This is a genomic window from Kitasatospora sp. Ki12, from assembly GCF_054601375.1.
In genome coordinates, this window is sequence record NZ_BAAIHT010000003.1 from 1981978 (window position 1) to 2008141 (window position 26164).

The 26164-nt window shown below is 73.3% G+C and carries 24 protein-coding genes; 11 read left to right on the forward strand and 13 right to left on the reverse strand.

The genetic code is table 11. The features are described 5' to 3' along the window. Positions 1–14: 14 nt before the first annotated feature. From ACYP53_RS39240 to ACYP53_RS39260, 5 genes are all read right to left on the reverse strand, one after another. A complete protein-coding gene (locus ACYP53_RS39240) occupies positions 15–863 on the reverse strand; it encodes an alpha/beta fold hydrolase (RefSeq protein ID WP_229929109.1) in 849 nt (282 codons plus the stop codon). Then, a complete protein-coding gene (locus tag ACYP53_RS39245; protein ID WP_189923874.1) occupies positions 863–2101 on the reverse strand; it encodes a beta-ketoacyl-[acyl-carrier-protein] synthase family protein in 1239 nt (412 codons plus the stop codon). The genes ACYP53_RS39240 and ACYP53_RS39245 overlap by 1 nt, the downstream gene beginning before the upstream one ends. A 35-nt stretch (positions 2102–2136) precedes the next feature. Then, positions 2137–2403, reverse strand: coding sequence for an acyl carrier protein (locus ACYP53_RS39250; protein WP_189923872.1), 267 nt, complete (start codon positions 2401–2403; stop codon positions 2137–2139). A 267-nt stretch (positions 2404–2670) separates the two neighbouring features. Next, entirely contained in the window at positions 2671–4005 is a 1335-nt protein-coding gene (locus ACYP53_RS39255; RefSeq protein WP_459650903.1) for an alpha/beta hydrolase, read from the reverse strand. Positions 4006–4195: 190 nt separating this feature from the next. Further along, complete coding sequence (locus ACYP53_RS39260) at positions 4196–5014, reverse strand: PaaX family transcriptional regulator (RefSeq protein ID WP_268256658.1); 819 nt, start codon at positions 5012–5014, stop codon at positions 4196–4198. Between the two features lie 154 nt (positions 5015–5168). Here ACYP53_RS39260 and ACYP53_RS39265 point away from each other — a divergent pair, with 154 nt between their 5' ends. From ACYP53_RS39265 to ACYP53_RS39300, 8 genes are all read left to right on the forward strand, one after another. Next, positions 5169–6071 (forward strand): SDR family oxidoreductase, encoded by a 903-nt coding sequence (locus tag ACYP53_RS39265; RefSeq protein ID WP_459650904.1) that lies wholly within the window; start codon positions 5169–5171, stop codon positions 6069–6071. Between the two features lie 41 nt (positions 6072–6112). Further along, on the forward strand, positions 6113–6985 hold the full coding sequence (locus ACYP53_RS39270) for an amidohydrolase family protein (RefSeq protein ID WP_459650979.1): 873 nt from the start codon (positions 6113–6115) through the stop codon (positions 6983–6985). A 22-nt stretch (positions 6986–7007) separates the two neighbouring features. Then, positions 7008–8501, forward strand: coding sequence for an acyl-CoA synthetase (locus ACYP53_RS39275; RefSeq protein ID WP_459650905.1), 1494 nt, complete (start codon positions 7008–7010; stop codon positions 8499–8501). A 29-nt stretch (positions 8502–8530) separates the two neighbouring features. After that, a complete protein-coding gene (locus ACYP53_RS39280) occupies positions 8531–8986 on the forward strand; it encodes a MaoC family dehydratase (protein ID WP_459650906.1) in 456 nt (151 codons plus the stop codon). Continuing rightward, positions 8983–9738 (forward strand): IclR family transcriptional regulator, encoded by a 756-nt coding sequence (locus ACYP53_RS39285; RefSeq protein WP_459650907.1) that lies wholly within the window; start codon positions 8983–8985, stop codon positions 9736–9738. Before ACYP53_RS39280 ends, ACYP53_RS39285 begins: the two co-directional genes overlap by 4 nt. Before the next feature lie 81 nt (positions 9739–9819). Continuing rightward, on the forward strand, positions 9820–10830 hold the full coding sequence (locus tag ACYP53_RS39290; protein WP_459650908.1) for an aromatic ring-hydroxylating dioxygenase subunit alpha: 1011 nt from the start codon (positions 9820–9822) through the stop codon (positions 10828–10830). Then, positions 10827–11012, forward strand: coding sequence for a hypothetical protein (locus ACYP53_RS39295; protein ID WP_459650909.1), 186 nt, complete (start codon positions 10827–10829; stop codon positions 11010–11012). Before ACYP53_RS39290 ends, ACYP53_RS39295 begins: the two co-directional genes overlap by 4 nt. 10 nt (positions 11013–11022) lie before the next feature. Further along, a complete protein-coding gene (locus ACYP53_RS39300; protein ID WP_459650910.1) occupies positions 11023–11961 on the forward strand; it encodes a PDR/VanB family oxidoreductase in 939 nt (312 codons plus the stop codon). Between the two features lie 109 nt (positions 11962–12070). On the opposite strand, the gene ACYP53_RS39305 is transcribed toward ACYP53_RS39300, so the two are convergent. The 8 genes from ACYP53_RS39305 to ACYP53_RS39340 form a co-directional block, all read right to left on the reverse strand. Continuing rightward, positions 12071–14395 carry a glycoside hydrolase family 44 protein gene (locus ACYP53_RS39305; protein WP_459650911.1) on the reverse strand — a complete coding sequence of 775 codons (2325 nt, stop codon included), beginning with the start codon at positions 14393–14395 and terminating at the stop codon, positions 12071–12073. Positions 14396–14964: 569 nt separating this feature from the next. Next, positions 14965–16149 carry a 4-hydroxybenzoate 3-monooxygenase gene (locus ACYP53_RS39310; protein WP_459650912.1) on the reverse strand — a complete coding sequence of 395 codons (1185 nt, stop codon included), beginning with the start codon at positions 16147–16149 and terminating at the stop codon, positions 14965–14967. Further along, a complete protein-coding gene (gene pcaDC / locus ACYP53_RS39315) occupies positions 16149–17306 on the reverse strand; it encodes a bifunctional 3-oxoadipate enol-lactonase/4-carboxymuconolactone decarboxylase PcaDC (RefSeq protein WP_459650913.1) in 1158 nt (385 codons plus the stop codon). The genes ACYP53_RS39310 and pcaDC overlap by 1 nt, the downstream gene beginning before the upstream one ends. Beyond that, positions 17303–18691: a 3-carboxy-cis,cis-muconate cycloisomerase gene (pcaB, locus tag ACYP53_RS39320; protein ID WP_459650914.1), complete on the reverse strand. Its 1389-nt coding sequence runs from the start codon at positions 18689–18691 to the stop codon at positions 17303–17305. The genes pcaDC and pcaB overlap by 4 nt, the downstream gene beginning before the upstream one ends. After that, complete coding sequence (pcaG, locus tag ACYP53_RS39325; RefSeq protein WP_459650915.1) at positions 18678–19232, reverse strand: protocatechuate 3,4-dioxygenase subunit alpha; 555 nt, start codon at positions 19230–19232, stop codon at positions 18678–18680. Before pcaG ends, pcaB begins: the two co-directional genes overlap by 14 nt. Beyond that, positions 19232–19984, reverse strand: coding sequence for a protocatechuate 3,4-dioxygenase subunit beta (gene pcaH, locus ACYP53_RS39330; RefSeq protein WP_459650916.1), 753 nt, complete (start codon positions 19982–19984; stop codon positions 19232–19234). Before pcaH ends, pcaG begins: the two co-directional genes overlap by 1 nt. Positions 19985–19993: 9 nt before the next feature. Continuing rightward, complete coding sequence (locus tag ACYP53_RS39335; protein WP_459650917.1) at positions 19994–20686, reverse strand: CoA transferase subunit B; 693 nt, start codon at positions 20684–20686, stop codon at positions 19994–19996. Further along, positions 20683–21462: a CoA transferase subunit A gene (locus tag ACYP53_RS39340; protein ID WP_459650918.1), complete on the reverse strand. Its 780-nt coding sequence runs from the start codon at positions 21460–21462 to the stop codon at positions 20683–20685. The genes ACYP53_RS39335 and ACYP53_RS39340 overlap by 4 nt, the downstream gene beginning before the upstream one ends. A gap of 151 nt (positions 21463–21613) precedes the next feature. Between ACYP53_RS39340 and ACYP53_RS39345 the strand changes: the two genes are divergently transcribed. The 3 genes from ACYP53_RS39345 (at position 21614) to ACYP53_RS39355 (ending at position 26162) form a co-directional block, all read left to right on the forward strand. Further along, on the forward strand, positions 21614–23317 hold the full coding sequence (locus ACYP53_RS39345; RefSeq protein WP_459650919.1) for an IclR family transcriptional regulator domain-containing protein: 1704 nt from the start codon (positions 21614–21616) through the stop codon (positions 23315–23317). Between the two features lie 308 nt (positions 23318–23625). After that, positions 23626–25197 carry a circularly permuted type 2 ATP-grasp protein gene (locus tag ACYP53_RS39350; RefSeq protein WP_459650920.1) on the forward strand — a complete coding sequence of 524 codons (1572 nt, stop codon included), beginning with the start codon at positions 23626–23628 and terminating at the stop codon, positions 25195–25197. Further along, positions 25194–26162, forward strand: coding sequence for an alpha-E domain-containing protein (locus ACYP53_RS39355; RefSeq protein WP_229929106.1), 969 nt, complete (start codon positions 25194–25196; stop codon positions 26160–26162). Before ACYP53_RS39350 ends, ACYP53_RS39355 begins: the two co-directional genes overlap by 4 nt. The last annotated feature ends 2 nt before the right edge of the window (positions 26163–26164 follow it).

Genomic DNA, 26164 nt, shown 5'->3' on the forward strand with positions numbered 1-26164 from the left:
GGGGCTTGAGGGGCTCAAGAGGTGTGAAGGACGTCGGTGTCGCGCAGGACACCGGTGTCGTGCAGGAAGTCGGCGACCAACCGGGCGATCCGGTCCGGCTGTTCGACCATGGGGAAGTGCCGGCCGCCCTCGACCAGGTGGTAGCGCCCGTCGGGCAGCCGGTCGGCGAGCAGCCTGCCGTCCTCGGCGGGCGCGGCGATGTCCCGCTCACCGGACACCACCAGAACGGGGGCGCGGACGGCGTCGAGGTCCAGGAACGGCGAGCGCAGATAGGTCTCGAAGAACCTCATCCAGCCGTACGGGCCCACCTGGTCGCGCAGTTTGGCGGCCAGCCAGTCCCGGTGCGCCCGGGAGAACCGGCCGGTGTCGCCGACCTCCAGGGCCTCGGCGAAGGTCCGGTGGAACTCGTTGAGGCAGTAGCTGATGGTCCGCCAGTCGAAGTCGTCCGGGTTCGGCCGGTGGAAGGGGTTCATCAGGACGGTGGGCCGGGGGCGGATCCGCCCCCGGGCGAAGGCCTCGACCAGCAGGCAGGCCGAGAAGGAGTGGGCCACCAGGACGTCGAAGCGCTCGTCCACCGCCTCGTCCACGGCCTCGGCCAGCAGCTCCACCGGGTCCGCCCGGTGGCTCCAGCCGGCGTCCGCCATCGCGAGCCACGGCAGTTCCACGTCCCAGAGTTCCAGCCGGCCGGCCGCCTCGGTCAGCGGGCCGGCGAACCGGTCCCAGACCGAGGGCCGGCCGCCCAGTCCGTGCAACAGCAGCGCCCGGACCGGGCCGCCGGAGCGGGCGGGGCCCGCCGGCTCCGCCGGTCCGCGCGGGCGCGGCCGGCCGGACCCGGTCGCCGCGCCCGTCGTCGCACCGGCCATCACTCCGGCCCGTAGCGACCGAGGATCAGCACGGCGTTGTTGCCGCCGAAGGCGAGGGCGTTGTTCTGCACCACCCGCACGTCGGCCGTGCGGGCGTGGTTGGGCACCGGGTCGAGGCCGCACTCCTCGTCGGTCTCCCGGTGGTTCACCGTCGGCGGGATGAAGCCCTCGGTGATGGCCAGCGCGCAGGCCGCCGAGGCGAGCGCACTGGCCGCGCCCATGGTGTGCCCGAGCATGCCCTTGACCGAGACGGTCGGCGGCGGCTCGGCGAAGACCTGACGGATCGCGCCCGCCTCCGTCACGTCGTTGGCCTTGGTGCCGGTGCCGTGCGCGGAGATGAAGTCGACCTGCCCGGGCTCCACCCCGGCGTTGCGGTGAGCCAGTTCGATGCACCGGGCCAGTGAGTCCCGGTCCGGCGCCACCGGGTGGTGCGCGTCGCAGTTGAGCCCGTACCCCAGCACCTCGGCGTAGATCCGGGCCCCGCGCCGCAGCGCCGACTCCAGGCTCTCCATCAGCAGGATCCCGGCGCCCTCACCGGTGAGGATGCCCTTGCGGTCCCGGTCGAAGGGCTGGCAGACCTCCGGGGCGATGGTGCCCAGGCGGTAGAACCCGGTGAAGGTCTTGCGGCAGATCGCGTCGGCACCGCCGGCCAGCACCACCTCGACCTCACCGGCCCGGATGGCGTCGTACCCGGAGCCGATCGCGTAGTTGCCGGCCGCGCAGGCGGTCGGAATGGTGACCGCCTCCGCGTCGACCAGCTCCAGCTCCCGGACCACGCTGGCGGACAGCAGCCCGGCCGTCGCCCGGCGGGCCACCACCGGGTCCAACGCCTCGGGCCCCTCCGCGAGCTGACGTTCGATCAGTTCATCCAGGTCGCGCGACTCCCCGTCGGTGGTGCCCACCGACACCAGCACCCGGCGGTCCCGCAGGTCCGCGGGCGCCAGCCCGGCGTCGGCGGCGGCCATCCGCGCCGCCGCCACCGAGAACTGGGCGGCCCGGCCCAGCTCCTGCGGATCCACCGTCTTGATCCAGTCGGCGGGGTCGAAGTCCTCGATCCCGCAGCCGTTGGAGTACGCGAAGCCGGCCGTGTCGAAAGCGGTGATCGGCTTGACGGCGCTGCGGCCGGAACGCAGCCCCGCCAGGAACTCCGGCACCCCGATGCCGATGCTGGTGACCACCCCGAGCCCGGTGATCACCACCCGGTGCGGCGCCCTGCGCGCCTCGTCTACCTCGTCCACCCTGTGCCCCTCCGTCCGCGCCAGGCTTCCGTCGGTTACTTGGACGCGTCCTCGACCACGGCGACCACACCGTCCAGGTTGACCATGCGGGTCAGCTGCGACTGGTCGATCTCCACGTCGAAGGTGCGCTCCAGGGAGGAGAGGATCTCGATCGAGCCGAGCGAGTCGGCACCGTGCGCCTCCTTGAAGAGGCTGGTGTCGGTCATCTCCTCGGGCTCGATCTCCAGGATCTCGCAGACGATGTCCTTGATCTGCGCGCGCTGCTCGGCGGTGAGCTTCACGGCGCCGTCGGTGCTGGGCATGTCGCCTCCAGAAGGTGTTCGGTCAGCTTGTGCCAGCGATTCTGGCCACCCCTCCTGACGCCGTACTGACGCCCGGCTGACAGTGCCCCCCGACGGGGCGCCGCCGAGCGGCAGGAGCTCTTCGCCGCCGCCGGATCCTGCGGCCCTTCCCGCAGCCCGGCCGGGCGGTGCGAGTGACCAGCGGGGCTCGCCGCCGCGCGGGGCGCGTGTCTGGCGGGGAGGTGCGGGGGGGGCACGACCGCCCCCCGGGAAACAGCGAGGCGAGCGTCAGCGGGTGACGAGCCGCGCGGGGCGGTAGTCGACGAAGGCCGTGGTGCCGGCGGGCCGGTCGGCGGTCAGAGCCGCGGCGCTGGTGTCGCCCCAGTGCCCGGTGTCGATCCGGCGGACCACGGCGTGCAGGCCGGCCAGGACCTCGTCGGGGGTGAAGTCGCAGTGCCCCTGGCGGGCGACGTAGGCCTGGCGCAGCAGCGCGCCGTCACCGGCGGCGCGGACCCGGGCCGCGAAGGCGTTCTCCTGCTCGACGGGGACCAGCTGGTCGGCGGTGGTGTGAATGTCGAGCAGCGGCACGTCCAGGCCCTGGCCCGCAGTGGAGGTCCGCTCCATCCAGCGGGTCGCGGCCGGGTCGGCCTGGTGGGCGGGGGCGGCGTGGAGGGTGGCGAGGTCCTCGTCGAGGTCGAGACCGGCGGCCCGGTAGAGCGCGCGGACCTCGCCGTGGTGGGGTGAACTCGCCAGCAGGGACTTCCAGTTCAGTCCGGCGGTGGAACCGCTGTCACCGCCGGCGGCCTGCTCGATCGAGTACCGGCCGGTGATGATGAAATTGAGCTGCCCGGAGGCCAGCCAGTCGTACTGCTGCGCCTCCTGGCCGGCCGGGTCGTCGGGGGCGGGCGGGTTCTTCCCCGGGGCCCAGGCCGGCAGGTTGAGGTAGGCCGCCGCCAGGGCGATGCGGGCGCGGCCTTGCGGGGTGGCCTGCGCGGCCTTGACGGCATCGGTGAGGGTGGTGGCGGTGGCGGCCGCCGCGGCCTGGCTGGGGTAGTCGGTGAGGCGCAGCCGGTCACCGGGCGCGAGCAGGGCGGCGAGGGCGGTCTCGCCGGCGAGCTGGTAGTTGTTCAGGTCGGCACCGCCCGCGACCAGTCCGCAGAGCCCGAGCGAGCCGGCCACCCGTCCGTGCGAGTCGCGGGCGATCTGGGCGTTGACCAGGCCGCCCATGGACAGGCCGACGGAGATCGTCCGGGTGGGGCGGCCGACGGCGGCGGTGAAGGCGTCGACGGTCTGGAACTGGTCGCGTTCCGCGCTGTCGAGGGCCCACCAGGAACCGTTCGGGTCGTAGGAGGAGCCGACGAGCGCGTAGCCCTCGGCGAGCAGTGCGGTGGCGGCGGCCGCGCTGGGGGCGTTCCCGGCCTGGGTGGGGCCGAAGCCGTGGCTGTACAGCAGCAGGGTGCCGTTCCAGTCGGCCGGGACGTCGGCGACCCAGGTGGCGCCGTCGGCGAGCGTGCCGGTGCGGTGGACGGGCGCGGTGTCGGCGTGGGCCACGACCGCGGGGGCGGCGGCGAGGGCGAGAGCGGTGCAGCCGGCGGCGAGCCGGCGCGAGAGGCGTGTGCCCATGGTGAGGTGATCCTTCTCGGGGGTGGGTTCGGAAGGAGCGGGGGAGGTGTGCCTCGGCGGGAGCGCCGGCGCGGGCCGAGGACTCGTTGAATGTAGGGCGATTTTTTGGCGACGGTCAAGACAGTGCCCAATCTTCGCCGACGGCGATCCCGTGCTTCGACATCACGGGAGAGCCCTCACGGGAGAGCCGTCACTGCGCCGGGATCGCGTCCAGGACCCGCTGGGCCTCCCCCCGCGCGGCGGCCGCACAGCGCTGGGCCAGGGCGTGGAACAGCTCCTCGGCGCGGATCGCCGGCCAGTCGGCGGGCAGGTGCTCCGCGGGCAGGTGCGGGTCCCGGCGGACCAGCTCCAGCCAGTCGGTGTGCAGCAGCAGCTGCCCGCCCAGCGGGTCGGGCCCGCCGGCCTCGGGCCCGCTCCAGCGCTCCAGGAAGGCGCGGTACTCGGCGGCGATCGCCGTGGTGTCGAAGGCCGACTCCACCACCTGCGCCACCTCCGTCGGTTCGAGGACCGTGCCGCGGAAGACCCGGAGGTGGGCGGCGAGGGAGAGGTCCTCCAGCAGCGCGGTGACGTCCACGACGCCCGGCGCGACCCAGAGGCCGCTCTGCAGCGGACCGAATCCGCCCCAGGTCAGCCGGGAGCGCAGATCGTGCCGTTCGCGCCGCCAGGCCTCCGGCAGGGAGAAGCCGACCAGCGTCCACTGGCCGTCCCAGTCGCGGTTGACCGCGCCGGTGCGCCAGATGCGGTCGTGCCCGTCCTGCAGCACGGCGACGGCGCGGGGGGTCAGCGCGAAGTACATCTTCCGGCCCTGGCGGTGCCGCTCCAGCAGTCCGCGGTTGACCATGCGGGTGAGGGTCGAGCGAACGGCTTCCTCGGTGACGCCGATCCGCGCGAACACGTCGATCACACAGGCGGAGGACAGGGCGATGTCCCGGCCGAGCACATGGATGCCGAAGAAGCTGAGCATCAGCGACTGGGGACGCGGGGCGAGATCGGGACTGGTCACCGGCACAGCGTAGGGCGCTCCGGCGACCGGGGCGCGGATGGGTCCGAAAATTCGGCAGTTCCATTGACGGCCGACATGAATCTGCCTAAGTTGAGCGCACCGACAGCCACACCCCAGCACATCCCGACACACCCCGACACCCCAGCCAAGGAGCAGTCGCATGGATCTGACCGGCAAGGTCGCCGTCGTCACCGGCAGCGGTCGCGGCCTCGGGCTCGCCTACGCCAAGGCCCTCGCCGCCGCGGGCGCGGCCGTCGTGGTCGACGACGTCGACGCGGACGCGGCGGCCACCGCGGTCAAGGAGATCGAGACGGCCGGCGGCCGGGCCGTCGCCGAGGTCGCCGCCGTCGGCACCGCCGAAGCCGCCGATGCCCTGGTCGCCCGCGCCGTCGAGGCCTTCGGGCGGCTGGACGTCATGGTCACCAACGCGGGCGTGCTGCGCGACCGGGTGCTGTGGAAGATGACCGACGAGGACTTCGACACCGTCGTCCAGGTCCATCTGCGCGGCACCTTCACCTGCGTCCGGGCCGCCGTGGAGCGGATGCGCGAGCAGGGCGAGGGCGGGCGGATCATCGTGGCCGGCTCCCCCGCCGGGCAGCGCGGCAACTTCGGCCAGACCAACTACGCCGCCGCCAAGGCGGGCATCGCCGCGATGGTCCGCACCTGGGCGATGGAGCTGGCCAAGGCCGGCATCACCGCCAACGCCGTGATCCCCGTCGCGGCCACGGCGATGACCAGGACCATCCCCGCCTTCGCCCCGCACATCGACGCCCTCGAGCAGCACGGCACCCCGCTGCCGGACGGCCTGCGCAAGGGCGAGGGCTTCGGCACCGCCGAGGACGTCGCCCCGCTGGTCACCTTCCTCGCCTCCGAGGCCTCCGCCGGGATCACCGGGCAGTGCATCGGCATCGGCGGCGACAAGCTGGCCCTGTGGTCGCACCCGCAGGAGGTCTCCGTCGCCTACGCCGACGGCGGCTGGAGCGCGGACGCCATCGCCGCCGCCTGGCCGGTCTCGGTCGGGCGCGTACCGGAGACGTACGGCATCCCGGCGCCCCGGGTCTGAAGGGAGTGCGCCCGATGAACGATGAACCGGGGATCCGCCCGATGAACATCGACGAACTCGTCGCCGTCGACATGCACACCCACGCCGAGGTGGACTCACGCGGCCAGGGTTCGCTCTCGGAAGAGCTGGACAGCGCCGCCGGGGCGTACTTCAAGGCGGAGCACCGCCGCCCGACCCTCCCGGAGATCGCCGCGTACTACCGCGAGCGACGGATGGCCTGCGTGGTCTTCACCGTGGACGCCGAGGCGGCCACCGGCACCCCGGCCGTCCCCAACGAGGAGGTCGCGGAGGCCGCGCGGGAGAACCCCGATGTGATCATCCCCTTCGCGAGCGTCGACCCGTACAAGGGGAAGATGGCCGTACGGCAGATCCGCAGGCTGGTCGGTGAGTTCGGAGTCAGGGGCTTCAAGTTCCACCCCAACGTCCAGGCCTTCCACCCCAATGACCGGATGGCCTACCCGCTGTACGAGGCCATCGAGGAGGCCGGCGCGATCGCCGTCTTCCACACGGGCCAGACCGGGATCGGCGCGGGGGCGCCGGGCGGGGGCGGCATCCGGCTGAAGTACTCCAACCCGATGCTGGTCGACGACGTCGCCGCCGACTTCCCCGGGATGCCGATCATCCTGGCCCATCCCTCGTTCCCCTGGCAGGACGAGGCGTTGGCGGTGGCCACCCACAAGCCGCAGGTGTACATCGACCTCTCGGGCTGGTCGCCGAAGTACTTCCCGCCGCAGCTGGTCCAGTACGCCAACAGCCTGCTCAAGGACAAGGTGCTGTTCGGCTCCGACTACCCGCTGATCAGCCCGGACCGCTGGCTCGCCGACTTCGCCGAGCTCCCGATCAAGGACGAGGTCCGGCCGAAGATCCTCAAGGAGAACGCCGCCAGGCTGCTCGGCCTCGACAAGCAGCAGTGACGCCAGACAAGGGAGTCCCGCGTTGCAGAACCAAGGCATCGGATCCTGGCCCGCCCGCCGGGCCCGCAAGACCCCGCACCGCACCGCCCTGCTCCACGAGGAACGCGCCACCGGCTACGCCGAGTTGTACGACCAGACCACCCGCCTGGCCCACCTGCTGCGCGCCCGCGGCGTGCGGCCCGGCGACCGGGTGGCCTTCCTGGGGCCGAACCACCCCGCGTTCCTGGAGGCCCTGTTCGCCGCCGGACAGCTCGGCGCGGTCTTCGTCCCGCTCAACACCCGCCTCGCCGTGCCGGAACTGCGCCACCAGCTCCAGGACTCGGGCAGCAGACTGCTGTTGACGGCACGTCACTCCGATGTCGTCGAACTCGCCGGGGACGTCGAGCTGTTGGAGGCCGAGGGCGAAGCCTACGAGGCGCTGCTGGCCGAGGCCCCGGCCGAGCCGCTCGACGTGCCGGTCGGCCTGGACGACCTGTGCATGATCATGTACACCTCGGGGACCACCGGCTCCCCCAAGGGCGCGATGCTCACCCACGGCAACATCCTGTGGAACAGCCTCAACGTCCTGGTCGACGTGGACCTTTCGACCGACGAGGTCACCCTGGTCAGCGCGCCGCTGTTCCACACCGCCGCCCTCAACATGACCTGCCTGCCCACACTGCTCAAGGGCGGCACGGCCGTGCTGGAGTCCGCCTTCGACCCCGCCCGCGCCCTGGAGCTGATCGAACGCCACCGGGTCACCTGCCTGTTCGGCGTCCCCGCGATGTACGACGCGGTGGCCGCCGCGCCCGGCTGGGCGGAAGCGGACCTCGGCAGCCTGCGCAACCTGCTCTGCGGGGGCGCCCCCGTCCCGGCCCGGATCATCCGCCGCTACCTCGACCGGGGCCTGGCCTTCGTCCAGGGCTACGGGATGACCGAGGCCTCCCCCGGCGTCCTGCTGCTGGACCGGCAGGACGCGCTGACCCGCGCCGGCACGGCGGGCGTACCGCACTTCTTCACGGACGTACGGCTGGTGGACCCGGCCGGCGAACCGGCCGGGGTGGACGAGCCGGGCGAGGTGCTGGTCGCCGGGCCCAATGTCACGCCCGGCTACTGGGGCCGTCCCGAGGAGAGCGCCGACGCCTTCCGGGACGGCTCCTGGTTCCGCTCCGGCGACATCGCCGCGGTGGACGCCGAGGGCTACGTCCGGCTGGTCGACCGGCTGAAGGACATGTTCATCTCCGGCGGCGAGAACGTCTACCCGGCCGAGGTCGAGAACGCCCTGCTGGAGCACCCGGCCGTCGCCGAGTGCGCCGTCTTCGGTGTCCCGGACGAGAAGTGGGGCGAGGTCGGCCGCGCCGTCGTCGTCCTGCGGCCGGGCGCCGCGGCCGGCGTCGAGGAACTGACCGCCCACCTGGACGGACGGCTCGCCCGCTACAAGATCCCCAAGTCGGTGCTCCTCGCCGACACCCTCCCGCGCAGCGGCGCGGGCAAGCTGCTCAAGGGCCCGCTCCGGGCCGCCTACGGGCAGCGCTGACCCCCGGACCACTCAGAGAGGCTCCCCCCATGTCCCGTACCGTCAACGGCATCGCCGACCTGCTCGAACTCGGCGGCACCGACCTCGGCCGCAGCGAGTGGCTGGAGATCACCCAGGAGCGGGTGGACACCTTCGCCGACGCCACCGACGACCACCAGTGGATCCACGTCGACGCCGAGCGCGCCAAGACCGGCCCCTTCGGCGGCACCATCGCCCACGGCTACCTGAGCCTCTCGCTGCTCATCCCGCTGTGGAGCGAGCTGCTGGAGGTCCAGGGCGTCGGCATGGCCGTCAACTACGGCCTCAACAAGGTCCGTTTCCCCTCCCCCGTCCTGGTCGGCGCCAAGATCCGCGCCCACGGCGCGATCGTCTCGGTCACCGAGGTCAAGGGCGGCGCGGAGGTGACCGTCGACCTGACCGTCGAGATCGACGGCCGGCCCAAGCCCGCCGCCGTCGCCCAGGCCGTCTACCGCTTCTACGCGTGACCGACCCGGCCCCCCGTTCGGCCGCCGACCGGCTGCTCGCCGTGCTGGCGGCCTTCGGGCACGCCGGCCCGGCGCTGTCGCTCACCGAGATCGGGCGGCGCGCCGGGCTCACCCTGCCGACCGCGCACCGCCTCGTCGGGCTGCTGACGGCATGGGGCGCGCTCGAACGCGACCGGGAGGGCGTCTACCACATCGGCCTGCGGCTGTGGGAGCTCGGCTCCCTCGCCCCGCGCGGCCTCGCACTGCGCGAGGCCGCGATGCCGTTCCTGGAGGACCTGTACGAGGCCACCCATGAGAACGTGCAACTCGCGGTGCGGGACGGCCTGGAGGTCGTCTACATCGAGCGGATCTCGGGCCGCTCGGCCGTGGGGGTGCGGACCGAGGTCGGCGCGCGGTGGCCGCTGCACGCGACCGGCGTCGGTCTGGTACTGCTCGCCCACAGCGCCCCGGAGGTCCAGGAGCACTGCCTGGCCGAGGAGTTGGCCGCGTTCACGCCGCACACGGTGACCGATCCGGTGCGGCTGCGGCGGCTGCTCGCCGAGGTGCGCCGGTCGGGATTCGCGGTGAGTGATCGTCAGATCACCGAGGACGCACTGTCGGTGGCGGCACCGGTGCGCGGGCCGCGGGGAGAGGTGGTGGCCTCCGTGTCCGTCGTGGTGCCGGTCGAGGGTGCCGCGCCGAGCGCCCTGGCTCCCGCCGTCCGGGTCGCCGGGCTGGGCATCTCCCGCGCCCTCGGGCGGACTTCCACCTGACGGAAGTCCCGTTGTGAGCGGCACCGCGCCCCTGCGAACCTCGTCGCACCCACCCCCACCCCTCAGCGACGGGAGTGCCCCATGGCCACCGCCTTCGCCCGCAACCAGTGGTACGTCGCCGCCTACGGCAGCGAGATCGGCCGCGAGCTGCTCGGCCGGACGATCCTCGGCGAACCGATCGTCCTCTACCGCACCGAGGCGGACGGGCGCGTCGTCGCCCTCGCCGACCGCTGCGTGCACCGCCGCTACCCGCTCTCGGCGAGCCGCCTGGACGGCGACCGGATCGTCTGCGGCTACCACGGCTTCACCTACGACACCGCCGGCGCCTGCGTCTCCGTCCCCGGCCAGCGGCGCATCCCCCGCACCGCCCGGGTCGCCGCCTATCCGGCGGTCGAGCTCGACTCCTTCGTCTGGGTCTGGATCGGCGACCCGGCGACGGCCGACGAGAAGCTGATCCCGCGCGCCCCGCACCTGGCGGACCCGGACCTGGTCACCGTCCGCGGCATGGAGCCGATCGACGGCGACTACGGGCTGCTGGTCGACAACCTGATGGACCTCTCCCACGAGACCTACCTGCACGGCGGCTACATCGGCACCCCCGAGGTCGCCGAGACCCCCATCACCACCGAGGTCGACGAGGACGCCGGCATCGTCCGGGTCTCCCGCCACATGACGGACGCCGAGTGCCCGCCCTTCTACGCCCGCTCGACGGGCATCGAGGGCCGGATCACCCGCCTGCAGGACATCGAGTACGTCGCCCCCTGCCTCTACCTGCTGCACAGCCGGATCATGCCGGCCGGGCAGGACGCCCCGGTGTTCCGCACCGAGATCACCTACGCCATCACCCCTTCCGCACCCGGCAAGGTCTACGACTTCTGGGCCGTCTCCCGCGACTTCGCGACGGACGACGACGAAGTCACCGCGTTCCTGCGGGACTTCAACCACCAGGTGGTGATGCAGGACGTCGACGCCCTGAACCTGCTGCAGCGCGCGCTCGACCACGAGCCGGCCGGCTACCAGGAGCTCAGCATCAACATCGACACCGGCGGCCTCGCCGCCCGCCGCATCCTCGCGAAGCTGGCCGCCGGATGACCGGCCCGACCAGCGCGGCGGTCAACCGCGTCGACTGGCAGCCCGGCACCGATCTGCTGCACGGCACCTGCCACTGCGGCGCGCGGCACACGGCCGACGAACCGGTCGCGATGTGGGCCTGGCTGCTGGCCCACCCGGAAGGGCACCCGGACGGACACCCGAGCGAGGCACCCAGTGACTGAGCAGCACCGAGTGACGGAGAACCTCCACACCCTCGTCGTCGCCGACCGGCGCCAGGAGGCCGACGGCGTCGTCTCCCTGACCCTCCACGGCAGCGGGCTTCCCTCCTGGGAGCCGGGCGCCCACCTCGACCTCCTGCTCGCCGACGGACTGGAGCGTCAGTACTCGCTCTGCGGGGACCCGGCGGAGCTGGACGCCTGGCGGATCGCCGTGCTGCGCGAGCCCGAGGGGCGCGGAGGATCGGCCTTCGTGCACGAGCGGCTACGGGTCGGCGAGACCGTACGGGCCCGGGGGCCGCGCAACAACTTCCCGCTGAGGCCCGCCGGTCGGTACCTCTTCATCGCCGGAGGAATCGGCATCACCCCCGTCCTGCCGATGCTGCGGGCGGTGGACGCGGCCGGGGCCGACTGGTCCCTGCTCTACGGCGGGCGCACGCGCGGCTCCATGGCCTTCCTCGACGAACTCACCGGCCGCCACGGCGAGCGGGTGGCCGTCCGGCCGCAGGACGAGACCGGCCTGCTGGACCTGGCCGCCTACCTGGGCGCCCCGGAACCGGACACCGCCGTCTACTGCTGCGGGCCCGGCCCGCTCCTCGACGCCGTCGAGCAGTACAGCGCGGCGACCGGCCGGCCGGAGCCCCATCTGGAACGCTTCCGCCCGCGCACCCCGGCCGCCTCCCCCGACCCCCCGTTCCAACTCGTCCTGGCCCGCTCCGGCCTGACCCTGACCGTCCCCGAGCACACCTCCGTCCTGGACACCGTCCGCGCAGCCGGCGTCGAGGCCCTCTACTCCTGCACCGAGGGCACCTGCGGCACCTGCGAGACGGACGTCCTGGAGGGCGTCCCCGACCACCGCGACTCCCTGCTCACGGCGGAGGAGCGAGCAGCCGGGGACACCATGCTGATCTGCGTCTCCCGCTGCCTGGGGAACCGGCTGGTCCTGGACCTCTGACCTCCGAGCCGGGGGTCCCCAGCCGATGCATCGTCAGGGACCGGCGAGACGCGACGGCGCATGGCCGACCCCTTCGTACTCGGGATCGGCCGTGCGCGGGCGGAGCGGATCAGCCAAGCGCGGTGGTGCAGGTGGTGCCGTTGAGGGTGAAGCCGCCGGGTGCGGGGTTGGTGCCGGAGTAGGCGCCGTTGAAGCCGATCGTGGTGGAACCCCCGGTGGGCAGGGACGCGTTCCAGCCCGCGTCCTTGACGGTGACCGTGGCGCCGGTCTGCGCCCAGGTGCCGTTCCAGCCCTGGGTGACCGTCTGGTTGCCGGTGAAGGTGAATCCGAGGTTCCAGCCGGTGACCGGTGCCGCCAGGTTGGTGATCTTCACGCTCGCGGTGAAGCCGCTGCCCCAGTCGTTGCCGACCTGGTAGGCGACGGTGCAGCCGCTCGTCGTGGCCGGGCCGGTGGTGACCTGCAGCGGAGCCGACGGCGGTGAGCTGCGGCCGCCGGTGTCGGTGGCCACCACGCGGAACGTGTAGGCGGTGACCGGGGCCAGGCCGGTGACGGTGGCGCTGGTGGCCGACGCGGAGACGGTGACCAGCGGCGCCGTGGTGGCCGGGTCACCGGCGTACACGCGGTAGTCCGCCAGAGGGGAGGTCCCGGCTGTGGCGGCCGGCCAGGTCAGCGTCACGCGGTCGGGGCCGGTCGCGGAGGCCGTGGGAGTGCCGGGTGCCGAGGGCGGGGTGGCCTGGGCCGAGCCGGCGGGAATGACGTACTCGGTGATGGAGTACGCCGGGAAGGTCGCGGTGAAGGCGCCGCCGTTCAGCGGCTGACCGGCCGGGTGCTGGATCACGGCGGGGTCGCCCTGGCCGTAGCGGTAGACCTGCGCCGTCGCCGGGAGCGCGGTGCTGCCGGTCACCGACACGGGTGCGGTGAGGTCGCCGGTGGTCTTGTTGATCACCATGACCGTGGTGGCGTGGTCGCTGCTGCGCTCGGCTGCGTACACCGACAGCTTGTCCTGGTCGGCGCTCGCCGCCTTGACCGAGGTGTCGCCGAAGGTGCCGCCCTGGCCGTCGTAGTTCAGGAACATGCGGAAGGCGTACGCTCCGGGGTCGGTCGGCTTCGGGGGTGACCACAGGGTGGCCAGGTCCAGCCCCTGACGTCCGAAGATCCCCAGCACGTCGGCCTGGGCCAAGCCGCCGTCGATGTGGTCCAGCGCGCCCCAGTTGTACTCCGAGATGGCCAGCTTGGTCCCCGGGTAGTTCTGGTCGACCAGCGAGCGCATCCGGGGGACGAACTGGATCGGCTGGTTGATCCAGCTCTCGTCGACGTAGGACGGATCCCACAGCTGCCGGGTGGAACGCAGTCGCAGGGCCTGCGTCGTCGCGTCGTCCGCGGTGCCGGACACTCCGGACTGCTGCGGGTAGATGTGCTCGTCGAAGTAGTCCAGGATCCGGCGCCCGTGCGCCTGCTCGTACTCCTTCATCTTCTGCAGGTACCACGGGGCGAACTGCAGGCCGCCGTGCGCGGCGGCGTCCGGCGGCTTCGACCAGCAACTGCCACCCTGCTGGCCGCACACCTGCTGGTCCAGGCCGGAGTAGATCAGCGAGTTGAAACCCCAGCCGACCGGGCCGAGGGTCTGCGCGGCCGGGTCGGCGTCCTTGACGGCTGCGGCGACGGCGTAGGTGCTGTCGCGCATCTCGTCGTAGCCCGGCCCGGCCGGGTGGACGTCGCGGTGCGTTCCGGACCACAGGTCCGGTTCGTTGTCGAGGTTGTAGAAGCGCACCCCGCCGCTGTTCGCGGTGCCGTAGGTGTTGGCGAGGTACTGCACCCAGCCCTTGACGAAGTCCGGCCCCGCGGGCGTGCTGGTCTCGGTCGGAGCGTTGCCCGTGATCAGGGTGTCGTCAGGCTTCCTGCCGTTGCCGCAGTCCGGCCGCCACTGGGCGTCGGTCTGCTGCTGAGGACCGTACTTGGCGACACTGAACCCGCAGCCGCTGTCGCGGCCGGCCGCCGTCCAGCCGATCATCGGCACGGTCATCAGCGTGTCGGTGCCGGTCCTGCGGTTCTGCTCGACGAACTTGTCGGCCTGCGATCCTGCGGGCAGTGCCGCGGTGTCGTTGTTGTAGTGCAGGTCCTCGAAGTACCAGTCGGACCCGGCGTTGTAGGCGTCGAGTTTGTAGTTGTAACGACTGGTGGCGTTGCCGCCCCAGCGGCCCATCGGCAGGCGCAGCTCCTTGGCCAGCGCCTCGTCGGGGAAGTTCATGCCGTAGATGTGGGGGTCGATGGCGCGCCGTCCGCTGGTGGCGTCCACGGTGATCGCCGGGCCCGCGGTGGCGGCGGCCGCCGGCACCGCGCCCGGGCGGGCGGTGCCGGCGGCCTGCGCCGCTCCGGTACCGGCCAGCAGTACGGCGACTGCCGCCAGGGCGGCCGCCTTGTGTGTCGTACGCATGGTCTCCTTCTCAGCAGCCGACAGCGCGGGGGGACGGTCCGTCACGCCCGAAGCGTGCGATCGACACGTACCGTCGGCAGCGCCGCGGCCTTGGGTGGGGGATGGAAACGACCGCGCTGCGGGAACCCTGACACTCAACTCGACGCCCAGCTAGGCGAGTTCATGCATGGGAGCGCTCCCATTCAGGAGTCTGGAGCGCCCGGACCGGGGTGTCAACACGTATGCACGGAGCACTGGCCTGACAGTGAGGACGTGCAGTGGCTTCTCCGCCGGGTCCGCCGCACGCGCCGCCGTCCGGCGCGAGCTGGGGCACCGAACCGGACCCGGTCCTGGGGCGGCCGCACCGGCGGCTGCTGACGGGCCGACAGCCTTCGGGGCCTGCCCGGTGCAGAACGACTCCGCCGGACAGGCCCCGTGGGACGACTCAGGGGCAGGGCGCCTGGGTACGGTCCTTGCGCGGCATCGGGGGCGGCTGCGCACTGCGTTCGCGGTCACCCGTTCCGGCACCGGCCGACGGCGGCGCCGCAGCAGCTGGGCCTGCTCACGCAGTCTTTCGCGGCACAGCCGGGTCAGTCCCGGATCGGAGAGCCGACGTAGTTGGCTGCCAACTCCGCCGCCGCGTGCGGGGAGGCGGCGATGCGCGCCAGCTGGGAGAGCTGCAAGCGGGTGTCGAAGGCGGACTGCTCCGGGTCAGCGTGCAGGGCGGTGGTCATGAAGTACGAGAAGTGCTCGGCCCGCCAGACGCGTTCGAGGCAGGTCTCGGAGTAGGCGTCGAGCAGTGCGGTGGACCCGGTCCGGTACAGCTCCGTGAACGCCCGGGCGAGGACGATGACGTCGGTGGCGGCGAGGTTGAGGCCCTTGGCACCGGTCGGGGGGACGATGTGGGCCGCGTCACCGGCCAGGAACACCCGTTCGTGGCGCATCGGTTCGGTGACGTGGCTGCGCATCGGCAGCACCGACTTGGCGGTGATCGGGCCGCGCGCCAGCTTCCAGCCCGGCTCCTGGCGGGTGGCGAGACGGGCATCGAGCTCGTCCCAGATCCGCTCGTCGGACCAGTCGGCGGCGTCGGTGCCGTTGGGCACCTGGAGGTAGAGGCGGCTGACGGAGGGCGACCTCATGGAGGCGAGGGCGAAGCCGCGCTGGGAGTGGGCGTAGATCAGCTCGTGGTAGATCGGGGGCGCGTCGGCGAGGATGCCCAGCCAGGAGTACGGATAGCTGCGCTCGTAGGTCCGCCGGGCGGCCGCCGGGATGGCGTTCCCGGTCACGCCGTGGAAGCCGTCGCAGCCGACGACGTAGTCGCAGGTGAGGGTCTGCTCGCCGCCCTCGTGGGTGTAGCGGACGGTCGGGCGGCCGCCGTTCGCCTGCTCGACGGAGTGGACCCGGGCCTCGAAGAGCAGCGGGCCGCCCTCGGCGAGCTGGAGGGCGATCAGGTCCTTGACCACCTCGGTCTGGGCGTACACCATGACGCTCCGCCCGCCGGTCAGCTCGGGGAGGTCGACGCGGTGGGCGCGACCGTCGAAGCGGAGTTCGATGCCGTCGTGGATCAGACCTTCGCGGTCCATCCGCTCCCCCGCGCCGACCGCCCGCAGCGTGTCCACGGTGGTCTGCTCCAGGATGCCGGCCCGCTGGCGGTGTTCGAGGTAGGAGCGGTCCCTGGCCTCCAGGACGACGCTGTCGATGCCGGCCCGGTGCAGCAGACGGGCGAGCAGCAGGCCGGCGGGGCCGGCGCCGATGATGCCGACGGTCGTGTCCATCAGTGGTCGTCCTCCGTGTTCAAGACGCGATTAGCCGTGGCGAAGCCCGCGTTGGCGGCGGGGACGCCGCAGTAGACGGCGGTCTGGAGCAGTACCTCGCCGATCTCCTCGGGGGTGAGGCCGTTGGTGAGAGCGGCGCGGACGTGCATCGCGAGTTCCTCGTGGTGGCCGCCCGCGACCAGGGCGGTGAGGGTGATGCAGCTGCGGGTGCGGCGGTCCAGGCCGGGGCGGGTCCAGATCTCGCCCCAGGCGTAGCGGGTGATGAAGTCCTGGAAGCCGGCGGTGAATTCGGTGGTGCCGGCGACGGCCCGGTCGACGTGGGCGTCGCCGAGGACGGCGCGGCGGACGGTCATGCCGGCGGCGCGGCGGCTCTCGTCGTCCTGGGGCCCGGGGGTGAAGTGGCTCCGCAGGGCGTCGAGGACGGCCTGGGGCCGTTCGACCGGCGCGAGGTGGGCGGCGCCGGGGAGCTCGACCAGCGCGGATCGGGGGATGCCGTCGGCGAGTTGGCGGGCGTGGGCGGGCGGGGTGGCGAGGTCGTCCCGGCCGACGAGGACGAGGGTGGGGGCCGTGATGCGGTGCAGTTCGGCGCGCAGGTCGTAGGAGGCCAGGGCGTCGCAGCAGGCCGCGTAGCCGGCCGGGTCGGCGGCGCGCTGGTCGGCGACCAGGCCGACGGCCAGGGCGTCGGCCCCGGGGGTCCCGACGAAGGTGGGGGTGAACCAGCGTGCGGGTGCGGTCTCGGCCAGCGGTGCCGTGCCCGCTCGCCGGACGAGTGCGGCGCGCTCGCGCCAGGCTTCGGGTTCACCGAAGCGGGCCGAGGAGCAGACCAGGGCGAGCGAGGAGATCCGCTCGGGGTGGTGGACGGCGAGGTGGGTGCCGACGGCGCCGCCGAGGGAGATGCCCGCGTAGGCGAAGCGCGTCAGATCGAGCCGGTCGGCGACGGCCAGCACCAGATCGGCGAGGTCGGCGACGGTGGCGCCCTCGGAGAGGAGCCCGGCCGGGGAGCGGCCGTGGCCGGGCAGGTCCCAGCGGACCACCCGGTGGTGCCGGGCGAGGGCCGGGGCCTGTGCGTCCCAGACGGCGAGCGAGGTGCCGAGCGAGGGGCCGAGGATCAACGCCGGGGCGTCCGGCGGTCCTTCGGTGGTGAAGTGGAGCGTCACGGGAGGTTCCTCCGCTGCGGGGACGGTGGCGGGGTGCGCCGCAGGGCACGGTCGACCAGCGCGGCGGCCGATCCCAGGTACCCGGCCGGGTCGGTGAGTTGGCGCAGCCGCTCGGTGCCGATCCGGTCCTTCAGGTCGGGCTCGTCCGCCAGGACGTCCTGGAGGTCGAGGTCCTCGGCGACGGCTCGGCGGGCGGCTGCGGTGAGCAGTTCCCCGGCCGCCCGACGGCCGAGCGGTTCGCCGAGTTCGGCGGCGAGGCGCTCGCTGACCACCAGGCCCCGGGTGAGGTCGAGGTTGTCGCGCATCCGGTGCGCGAACACCTGGAGGCCGTCGGCGAGTTCGCTCGCGGCGCGGGCGGCCCCGCCGGTGAGGCGGAGCAGTTCCCGCAGGGTCTGCCATTCGGCGTGCCAGGCGCCGGCGGCGCGTTCGTCCTCGGCGGCGAGCGAGCCGAGCAGGACGGCGGCGAGGGCGGGTGCCTGCCGGGCGGCGGCAGCGATCAGGGTGGCGCGGACCGGGTTCGCCTTGTGGGGCATGGCCGAGGAGCCGCCGCCGCTGCCCTCCGCGACCTCGCCGATCTCGGTACGGGAGAGCACGAGCACGTCGGCCGCCGCCTTGCCGAGGGCCACGGCGGTGAAGGCGAGCGCGGCGGCCAGGTCGGCGACCGGGGTGCGCAGGGTGTGCCAGGGCAGGACGGGTGCGTCCAGGCCCAGGTCCCGGGCGTAGGCCTCGACCAGCCCGGGGCCGCTGCCAGGTGCCCGCGCCAGGGTCTCGAAGGCGGCCAGGGTCCCTGCGGCGCCGCCGAGTTGGGCGGGCAGGCGGACGGCGGACAGCCGGTCGGCGGCGTCCAGGACGAGGCTGCGCCAGCCTGCCGCCTTGAGGCCGAAGGTGGTCGGGACGGCGTGCTGGGTCAGGGTACGGCCGGGCATCGGGGTGTCGCGGTGCCCGGCCGCCAGGAGTGCGAGGGCCTCGGCAGTCCGGTGCAGGTCCGCGAGGATCGGCGGCCTGCTGCGGGCGGCGACCAGCATGGCGGCGGTGTCCAGGATGTCCTGGCTGGTCGCGCCCCGGTGCACGAAGGGTGCGGCGTCGTCGGGCACGGCGGCGGTCAGATCGGCGACCAGCGGGATGACGGGGTTGCCGCCGGCCCGGGCGCGCAGCGCGAGGTCGCGCACATCGAACCGCTCGGCGCGGGCCGCCGCGTCGACGGCGGCGGCGGCCGAGGCCGGAGCGTGCCCGAGGCGGGCCTGGGCCCGGGTGAGGGCGGCCTCGGCGTCGAGCATGGCCTGGAGGAAGGCGACGTCGCCGGTGGCCGTCTCGACGGCGGATCCCGCCCGGACCGGGGAGAGCAGGCCGACGTCGGCCACCGGAGTCCGATCAGTTGAAGTCAAGGAAGACCGTCTCCTCGGACCCCTGCAGCCGCAGGTCGAAGCGGTAGGTGCCCGGGGCCTCCTCGGCCGCGAGCAGGGTGTCACGGCGGCCCGGCGCCAGCGAGATGAGCAGCGGGTCGGCCGCGAGGTCCGCGCCGGGCAGGTAGATCCGGGTGAACAGGTGGTGGAGCAGCCCGCGGGCGAAGAGGCAGACCGACAGGTACGGCACACCGCCCGGGGCGAGGGTGCGCAGGCTGTAGTGGCCGTCGGCATCGGTGGCCACCCGGCCGAAGCCGGTGAAGGTGACGCCGTCACGGCCCGCGAATCCGCCGGTGACCGGGTCCCGGCGCAGCGAGCCCGGGGCGCCGGTGCGCGAGCCGTCCGGGGCGGGCTGCCAGACCTCCAGCAGCGCGTCGGGGATCGCTTCGCCGGCACCGTCCAGGACGCGGCCGTGGACGGCGACGGTGTCGCGGTGGCCGGCCGGGGCGATCTCGCCTCCGCCGGGGAAGGGCAGGGCGTAGCCGTAGAACGGGCCGACGGTCTGCGAAGGGGTGGGGAGCATCAGCGGCCTTCCTCGATCCAGGTGGCGGCCGGGCCGTCGAGGACGATGTCCCAGCGGTAGCCGAGGGACTGTTCGGGGACGGACAGGTCGTGGTCGTAGGTGGCGACCAGGCGGGCCCGGGCGGCGTCGTCGGTGACGGACTGCAGGATGGGGTCGTAGGCGAGGAGCGGGTCGCCGGGGAAGTACATCTGGGTGACCAGGCGCTGGGTGAAGGCCGTGCCGAACAGCGAGAAGTGGATGTGGGCGGGCCGCCAGGCGTTGGTGTGGTTGCGCCAGGGGTAGGCGCCGGGCTTGACGGTGGTGAAGCGGTAGGTGCCCTGGTCGTCCGTCAGTTGGCGGCCCGCGCCGGTGAAGTTGGGGTCGAGCGGCGCCGGGTGCTGGTCGCGCTGGTGGGCGTACCGGCCGGAGGCGTTGGCCTGCCAGATCTCCACCAGCTGGCCGCGGACCGGGCGGCCGGCCCGGTCGAGCACCCGGCCGGTGACGACGATCCGTTCGCCGAGCGGTTCGCCGGTGTGCCGGCGGGTCAGGTCGCCGTCGAGTTCGGTGACGTCGGTGACGCCGAAGGCGGGGCCGGAGAGTTCGACGGCCTCCGGGTCCCGGACGGCGACCAGTGGCTGCCGCGGGTGGCGGAGCAGACTGCTGCGGTAGGGGGCGTAGCCCCGGTCGGGGTGGTGCCGGACGGAGCCGGCGCGGGCGTACGCCTCGTGCTCCCGGGCGATCTCCTCGGAGATGAACTGCTGGGTGGGCGGCATGGCGGTCGGTCACCTTTCCGGGGAGAGGACGGGACCCTGGCCGACGGGAGCCGGGCCCCGGCCGACGGGGACGGCGATCCGCACGGGCGCGGCCGTGCGCCGGACGATCTCTTCGGGGGTCACGCCGGGGGCGGTCTCGACCAGCACCAGCCCGTCGTCGGTGACGTCGAGGACGCCCAGATCGGTGATGACGCGGTGGACGCAGCGCCGGCCGGTCAGCGGGAGCGAGCACTCGGCGACGACCTTCGGGGTGCCGTCCTTGGCGGTGTGCTCCATCACCACGATGACCCGGCGGGCGCCGTGGACCAGGTCCATCGCGCCGCCCATGCCCTTGACCATCTTTCCGGGGACCATCCAGTTGGCCAGGTCGCCGCGGGCGGAGACCTGCATGGCGCCGAGGATCGCGGCGTCGATGTGGCCGCCGCGGATCATCCCGAAGGAGAGGGCGGAGTCGAAGAACGCCGCACCCGGGAGCACGGTCACGGTCTCCTTGCCGGCGTTGATCAGGTCGGGGTCGACCTCGGTCTCGGTCGGGTACGGGCCGACGCCGAGCAGGCCGTTCTCCGACTGGAGGACGACGTCGACGCCCTCGGGGAGGTGGTTGGGCACCAGCGTGGGCAGCCCGATGCCGAGGTTGACGTAGCTGCCGTCGGCCAGCTCCCGGGCGGCCCGGGCGGCCATCTCCTGCCTGGTCCAGCTCACCGCGCCGCCCCTCGTGCCGGAGGCGCGGAGACCGTCCGCCGCTCGATGCCCTTGTCGGCGGCCTGTTCCGGGGTCAGCGCGACCACGCGCTGCACGAACACACCGGGCAGGTGCACCTCGTCCGGGTCCAACTCGCCCGGTTCGACGAGCTCTTCGACCTCGGCGACGGTGATCCGGCCCGCCATCGCCGCCAGCGGGTTGAAGTTGCGCGCGGCCTTGTTGAAGACCAGGTTCCCGTGGCGGTCGCCCCTGGCCGCTCGGACCAGGGCGAAGTCGGTGGTGATGCCGCGTTCGAGGACGTGGTCGCGCCCGTCGTACTCACGGATCTCCTTGGGCGGCGAGGCGACCGCCACGCTGCCGTCCGGGCCGTGGCGCCAGGGCAGCCCGCCGTCGGCGACCTGGGTGCCGACGCCGGCCGGGGTGAAGAACGCCGGGATGCCGCAGCCGCCCGCCCGCAGCCGCTCGGCCAGCGTCCCCTGCGGGACCAGCTCCAACTCCAGCTCGCCGCCGAGGTACTGGCGGGCGAACTCCTTGTTCTCGCCGACGTAGCTGCCGGTGACCCGGCTGATCCTGCCGACCGCCAGCAGCAGGCCGAGGCCGCCGCCGTCCACGCCGCAGTTGTTGGAGACCACGCTGAGGCGGGTGGATCCGCGCCCGTACAGCGCCTGGATCAGGACGTTCGGCACGCCGCTGAGGCCGAACCCTCCGACGGCCAGCGAGGAGCCGTCGCCGATGTCCGCGACCGCTTCCTCGGCGGTCGCAACCACTTTGTCCATGTGTTGACCCATTCGTCGAGCCATTCCGTCGAGCCATGGCGTTCGCCTGGTGAACGATCGTGCATAATGGCGGGGCCAGAGTGTGCGCCGCCGTACCGGCCGTGTCAATGCCTCGCCACGGCTTCCGTGCCACCGATCAGGAGGGTCCGAGATGACCGCCTCTTCCCCGGATGAACCGGTCTCCCCGGATGCGGTTTCGCCGGACGCGGTCTCCCCGGATGAATCGGTCCGGCCACTGGAGCGCGGCCTGGCGGTGCTCCGCGCCATGGCGGCCGACCCGAGTCCGCGGCAGCGCGCCGGCGACCTCGCCCGCGAGACCGGACTCGCCCGCTCGACCGTCGACCGGGTCGCGACCACGCTCACCCGCCTCGGCCATCTGCGCTCCGACGGACGCGACCTGCTGCTCACCCCCCGGCTGATGGAGTTCGGCAACGCCTACCTGGCCTCCTGCGGACTGCCCGAGGCGCTCGCGCCGCACGCGTCCGCACTCGCCGACCGGCTGGACGAGTCCGTGTCGATCGCCGTACCCGACGAGGACGGCGTGCGGTTCATCACCCAGGCCCCGCGGCGGCGGACGATGGCCGTCTCGTTCCGGATCGGCGACCTGCTGCCGGCCGAGCGCTGCGCGCCCGGGGCCCTGTTCGCCGCCCGGTGGACCGAGGCCGAGCGCGAGCGCTGGCTGACCCGGCGCCGGACGGATCCGCTCGACAGCCGCTTCCCCGCCGTCCCGAAGCGGACCGGAGCCGACGACGGCCGGCAGGTCGAGGCGGCCTTCGACGACCGGGTGCGGGCGGCCCGCGAGACCGGCTCGTCGCTGGACGACCAACTGATCGAACCGGGGCTGGTCGCCGTGGCCCTGCCCGTCCGCGACCCCTCGGGCACCACGGTCTGCGCCGTCAGCGTCGTCAGCCACACGAGCCGCCACACCGCCCCGTCATTGGCCGAGCACGCCCTCCCCCGGCTGCGCTCCACCGTCGACGCCATGGAACACACGCTGCGCTCCCAGGCCCCGGCCCCTCCACCGCCCGCGGACGCCCTCGCGGCCTTCGACAGCTCGCTGAAGGAGGAGCTGGGCTCAGGATTCCTGCAGTCACTGGCGCGCGGACTCGACGTCCTGCGCGCCCTCGGGTCGCGGCGCGGACCCATGAGCCTGGCCGACACAGCGCGCGCCACCGCGCTCCCCCGCGCCACGGCCCGCCGGGCCCTGATCACCCTCCAGCACCTCGGCTACGCCACCGCCGAACCGGACGGCTACCGGCTGCTCCCCCGCGTCATGGACCTCGGCTTCCCCCGGCTGTCCCAGCTGACGTTCGCCCAGATCGCCAGGCCCCATCTGGCCGCCCTGGTGGAACAGGTCCACGAATCGGCGTCCGTCGCCGTCCTCGACGGCGACGACATCCGCTACCTCGCCCGCGTCGCCGCCTCGCGCATCATGCGGGTCGACATCACCGTGGGCACCCGGTTCCCCGCGTACGCCACCTCGATGGGCCGGGTGCTCCTGGCGGCACTGCCCGAGCAGGAACGTCTGGACCACCTCAGCCGGGTGACGCCCCGCCAGTTCACCCCCCGCACCAGGACGACCGTCCCGGCGCTCTCGCATGCCCTGGCCACGGCGGCGCGGGAGGGCTGGGCGCTGGTCGACCAGGAGCTGGAGGAGGGGCTGTGCTCCCTCGCCGTCCCCGTCACCGACGACCTCGGACGGGTCATCGCCGCCGCCAACGTCGCCCTCCACGCCAGCCGTGGCACCGCCGACCAGATCCGCGACACCGTCCTCCCCCCACTGCGGGAGGCCGCCCGCCGGATCGGGGACGACCTGGCCGTCGTCTCACGCTTCACCGGATCCCGCATCCGATGAGGTGACACCGCGGCCGCCGACCGGTCATCCGCACAACCCCCGCGGCCTTTGCCGTCCGTTGTCGCCGTCCGCTGTCGTCGTCCGCTGTCGCCGCCCTTCGACGCCGCCCGCCGACCGCGCGCGAGCCCTCTCCGCGCCGGGCAGCGGAGACATGACGATCCGTCGTGCCGCCGCGCCCGGCGTACCCCGCCGCGAGCAGGGCCTTCGCCGGTGGGTGCCGACGGCCACGGCACAGCTGAGCTGGGATGCGGTGCTTTCGGTAGTCCGGCCGTCACACGGTCGAAACCGACCGGCCATAGCGTCTCGCCATGGCCGACATATTCGACTCGTACACGACAGCGGACGCGTGGGACGAGATGTTCGAGCGCCCCGGAGTGGTGAGACCGGCCTACGAGGCCGTGTTCGCCGCCCTGAGCCCCCTGGACTCCCTCGAACTCCGGTACCGCACCGACCAGATGGCCCGTGCCTTCACGGATCGCGGCGTGACCTACTCCTACGGTGGCGAGGAACGCCCCTTCCCGCTCGACCTGGTGCCACGCCTGCTCGACGCCGTCGAATGGGACCGGCTGAGCCGGGGCGTCCGGCAACGGGTCCTCGCCCTGGAGGCCTTCCTCGCCGACGCCTACGGCAGGCAGCGGGTCTTCGCCGACGGTGTGGTGCCCTACCGGCTGCTGTACTCCTCGCCGCACTTCCACCGGGCGGCGCACGGCATAGAACCGCCGAACGGGGTCCGCGTCCACGTCTCCGGGATCGACCTGGTCCGGGACGAGGAGGGCCGGTTCCGGGTGCTGGAGGACAACGTCCGGGTGCCGTCCGGCGTCTCGTACGTGATCGAGAACCGCCGGGTGATGACCCGGACCTTCCCGGCCCTCTTCGCCGAGCAGCCCGTACGCCCGGTGGACGAGTACCCGCAGCGCCTGCTGGCCGCCCTCAAGGCCTGCGCTCCCGAGGGCGTGACCGATCCGGTGGTGGTCGTCCTCACCCCGGGCGTGGCCAACGCGGCCTACTTCGAACACGCCCTGCTGGCACGGCTGATGGGCGTCCAACTGGTCGAGGGCCGCGACCTGGTCTGCTCCGGCAACAAGGTCCGGATGCGCACCACCCGCGGGGAGACCCCGGTCCACGTGATCTACCGGCGGCTCGACGACGACTTCCTCGACCCGCTGCACTTCCGCCCGGACTCGCTGATCGGCGTCCCGGGCATCATGTCCGCCGCCCACGCCGGGAACGTCACCCTCGCCAACGCCGTGGGCAACGGCATCGCCGACGACAAGCTGCTCTACACCTACGTCCCCGACCTGATCCGCTACTACCTGGCGGAGGAGCCGCTGCTGCCGAACGTGGAGACCATCCGCCCGGAGGAGCCGGGCCGGCTGGAGGAGGTACTGGACCAGCTGGACCGGCTGGTCCTGAAGCCGGTCGACGGCGCCGGCGGCAAGGGCATCGTGATCGGCCCGCGGGCCGAGCGGGACGCGCTCGACCGCCTGGCCGAGGAGGTGAAGGCGGACCCGCGCGGCTGGATCGCCCAGCGTCCGGTGGCGCTGTCCACCTCGCCGACCCTGAGCCGTCGCGGCGACGGCCAGGACGGACTCGCTCCCCGCCACATCGACCTGCGGCCGTTCGCCGTCCACGACGGCAGCGACGTCTGGCTGGTCCCCGGCGGGCTGACCCGGGTGGCCCTCGGAGAGGGCAACCTGATCGTCAACTCCAGCCAGGGCGGTGGATCCAAGGACACCTGGGTGCTGGCGCCCGACGCACCGCCGAGCCGGACCACCGGCGAGCGGTCCACCGCGGTGAGCGAAGTGAGTCCGCGCCAGTTCGGACCCGGCGGCACGAGCACGCTCGGCGGCCCGCCCCAGGAGGAGGCACAGCAGCAGTGATCACCACCGACACCATGCTCTCCCGGATCGCCGAATCCCTCTTCTGGGTCGGCCGCTACGTGGAACGCGCCGACGACACCGCCCGCATCCTGGACGCCTACCTGCACCGGCTGCTGGAAGACCCGTGGAGCGACGAGGACGCCGCCTGCCGCTCGCTGCACGCCATCCTCGGCGTGGCCGTCCCGGGCGAACAGCACTGCGACATGGACTCGGTCCTGGCCCGGCTCGCCTTCGACGCGGCCAGCCCCGGCTCCATCGAGGGCGCGCTCAGGGCGGCCCGGCAGAACGCGCTGACCGCACGCGACGTGGTCTCCACCGAGATGTGGGAGACCCTCAACTCCACCTGGCACCAGCTCGCCGAGCACCAGCGCGCCGCGCGCCGCACCGGACCGGACGCCTACCTCGGGCTGGTCCGCCGCCGCGCCGCCCTGTTCTTCGGGCTCGCCGACTCCACCATGAGCCGTGACGACGGCTGGCGCTTCGTCGTCCTCGGGCGGAGCCTGGAGCGGGTCGACATGATCGCCCGGCTGCTCGCCGTCCGGGTGCTCGCAGCCGTCCACGCGCCCGACTGGCCCACGCTGCTCAGCGCCAGCGGCGCCGAGGAGGCCTTCGTCCGCGCCCGCGGGGCCGGCAGCGACCCGGGCGAGGTGGCGGCCTTCCTGCTGCTCGACCGGGGATTCCCGCGCTCCGTCCTGCACGCCCTGAGCGCCGCCGAGGAGTGCCTCGTCGAACTCGGCGGCGGCACGTCCGCCTGGCAGCGGCCCGAACCCGCGCGGCTGGCCGTGGGCCGGATGCGCACCAGGCTGGAGTACCTGGACTCCGCCGAGCTGGAGCAACTGCCCGCACTGCTGAGCGAACTCCAGCTCGCCTGCGGCGAGGCCACCCGGGCCGTGGCCGAGCGCTACTTCCCCTACGACGGCCCGATCGAGTGGTCCCACCAGTCCGTGACGCGAGAGGGAGCGTGAAA

What these genes read in the sequence shown, in the direction of transcription:
- ACYP53_RS39240 (WP_229929109.1), bottom strand. Translation starts at nt 863, where the DNA reads ATGGCCGGTGCGACGACGGGCGCGGCGACCGGGTCCGGCCGGCCGCGC.
- ACYP53_RS39250 (WP_189923872.1), bottom strand. Translation starts at nt 2,403, where the DNA reads ATGCCCAGCACCGACGGCGCCGTGAAGCTCACCGCCGAGCAGCGCGCG.
- ACYP53_RS39255 (WP_459650903.1), bottom strand. Translation starts at nt 4,005, where the DNA reads ATGGGCACACGCCTCTCGCGCCGGCTCGCCGCCGGCTGCACCGCTCTC.
- ACYP53_RS39265 (WP_459650904.1), top strand. Translation starts at nt 5,169, where the DNA reads ATGGATCTGACCGGCAAGGTCGCCGTCGTCACCGGCAGCGGTCGCGGC.
- ACYP53_RS39270 (WP_459650979.1), top strand. Translation starts at nt 6,113, where the DNA reads ATGAACATCGACGAACTCGTCGCCGTCGACATGCACACCCACGCCGAG.
- ACYP53_RS39280 (WP_459650906.1), top strand. Translation starts at nt 8,531, where the DNA reads ATGTCCCGTACCGTCAACGGCATCGCCGACCTGCTCGAACTCGGCGGC.
- ACYP53_RS39290 (WP_459650908.1), top strand. Translation starts at nt 9,820, where the DNA reads ATGGCCACCGCCTTCGCCCGCAACCAGTGGTACGTCGCCGCCTACGGC.
- ACYP53_RS39295 (WP_459650909.1), top strand. Translation starts at nt 10,827, where the DNA reads ATGACCGGCCCGACCAGCGCGGCGGTCAACCGCGTCGACTGGCAGCCC.
- ACYP53_RS39305 (WP_459650911.1), bottom strand. Translation starts at nt 14,395, where the DNA reads ATGCGTACGACACACAAGGCGGCCGCCCTGGCGGCAGTCGCCGTACTG.
- ACYP53_RS39310 (WP_459650912.1), bottom strand. Translation starts at nt 16,149, where the DNA reads ATGGACACGACCGTCGGCATCATCGGCGCCGGCCCCGCCGGCCTGCTG.
- pcaG (WP_459650915.1), bottom strand. Translation starts at nt 19,232, where the DNA reads ATGCTCCCCACCCCTTCGCAGACCGTCGGCCCGTTCTACGGCTACGCC.
- pcaH (WP_459650916.1), bottom strand. Translation starts at nt 19,984, where the DNA reads ATGCCGCCCACCCAGCAGTTCATCTCCGAGGAGATCGCCCGGGAGCAC.
- ACYP53_RS39340 (WP_459650918.1), bottom strand. Translation starts at nt 21,462, where the DNA reads ATGGACAAAGTGGTTGCGACCGCCGAGGAAGCGGTCGCGGACATCGGC.
- ACYP53_RS39345 (WP_459650919.1), top strand. Translation starts at nt 21,614, where the DNA reads ATGACCGCCTCTTCCCCGGATGAACCGGTCTCCCCGGATGCGGTTTCG.
- ACYP53_RS39350 (WP_459650920.1), top strand. Translation starts at nt 23,626, where the DNA reads ATGGCCGACATATTCGACTCGTACACGACAGCGGACGCGTGGGACGAG.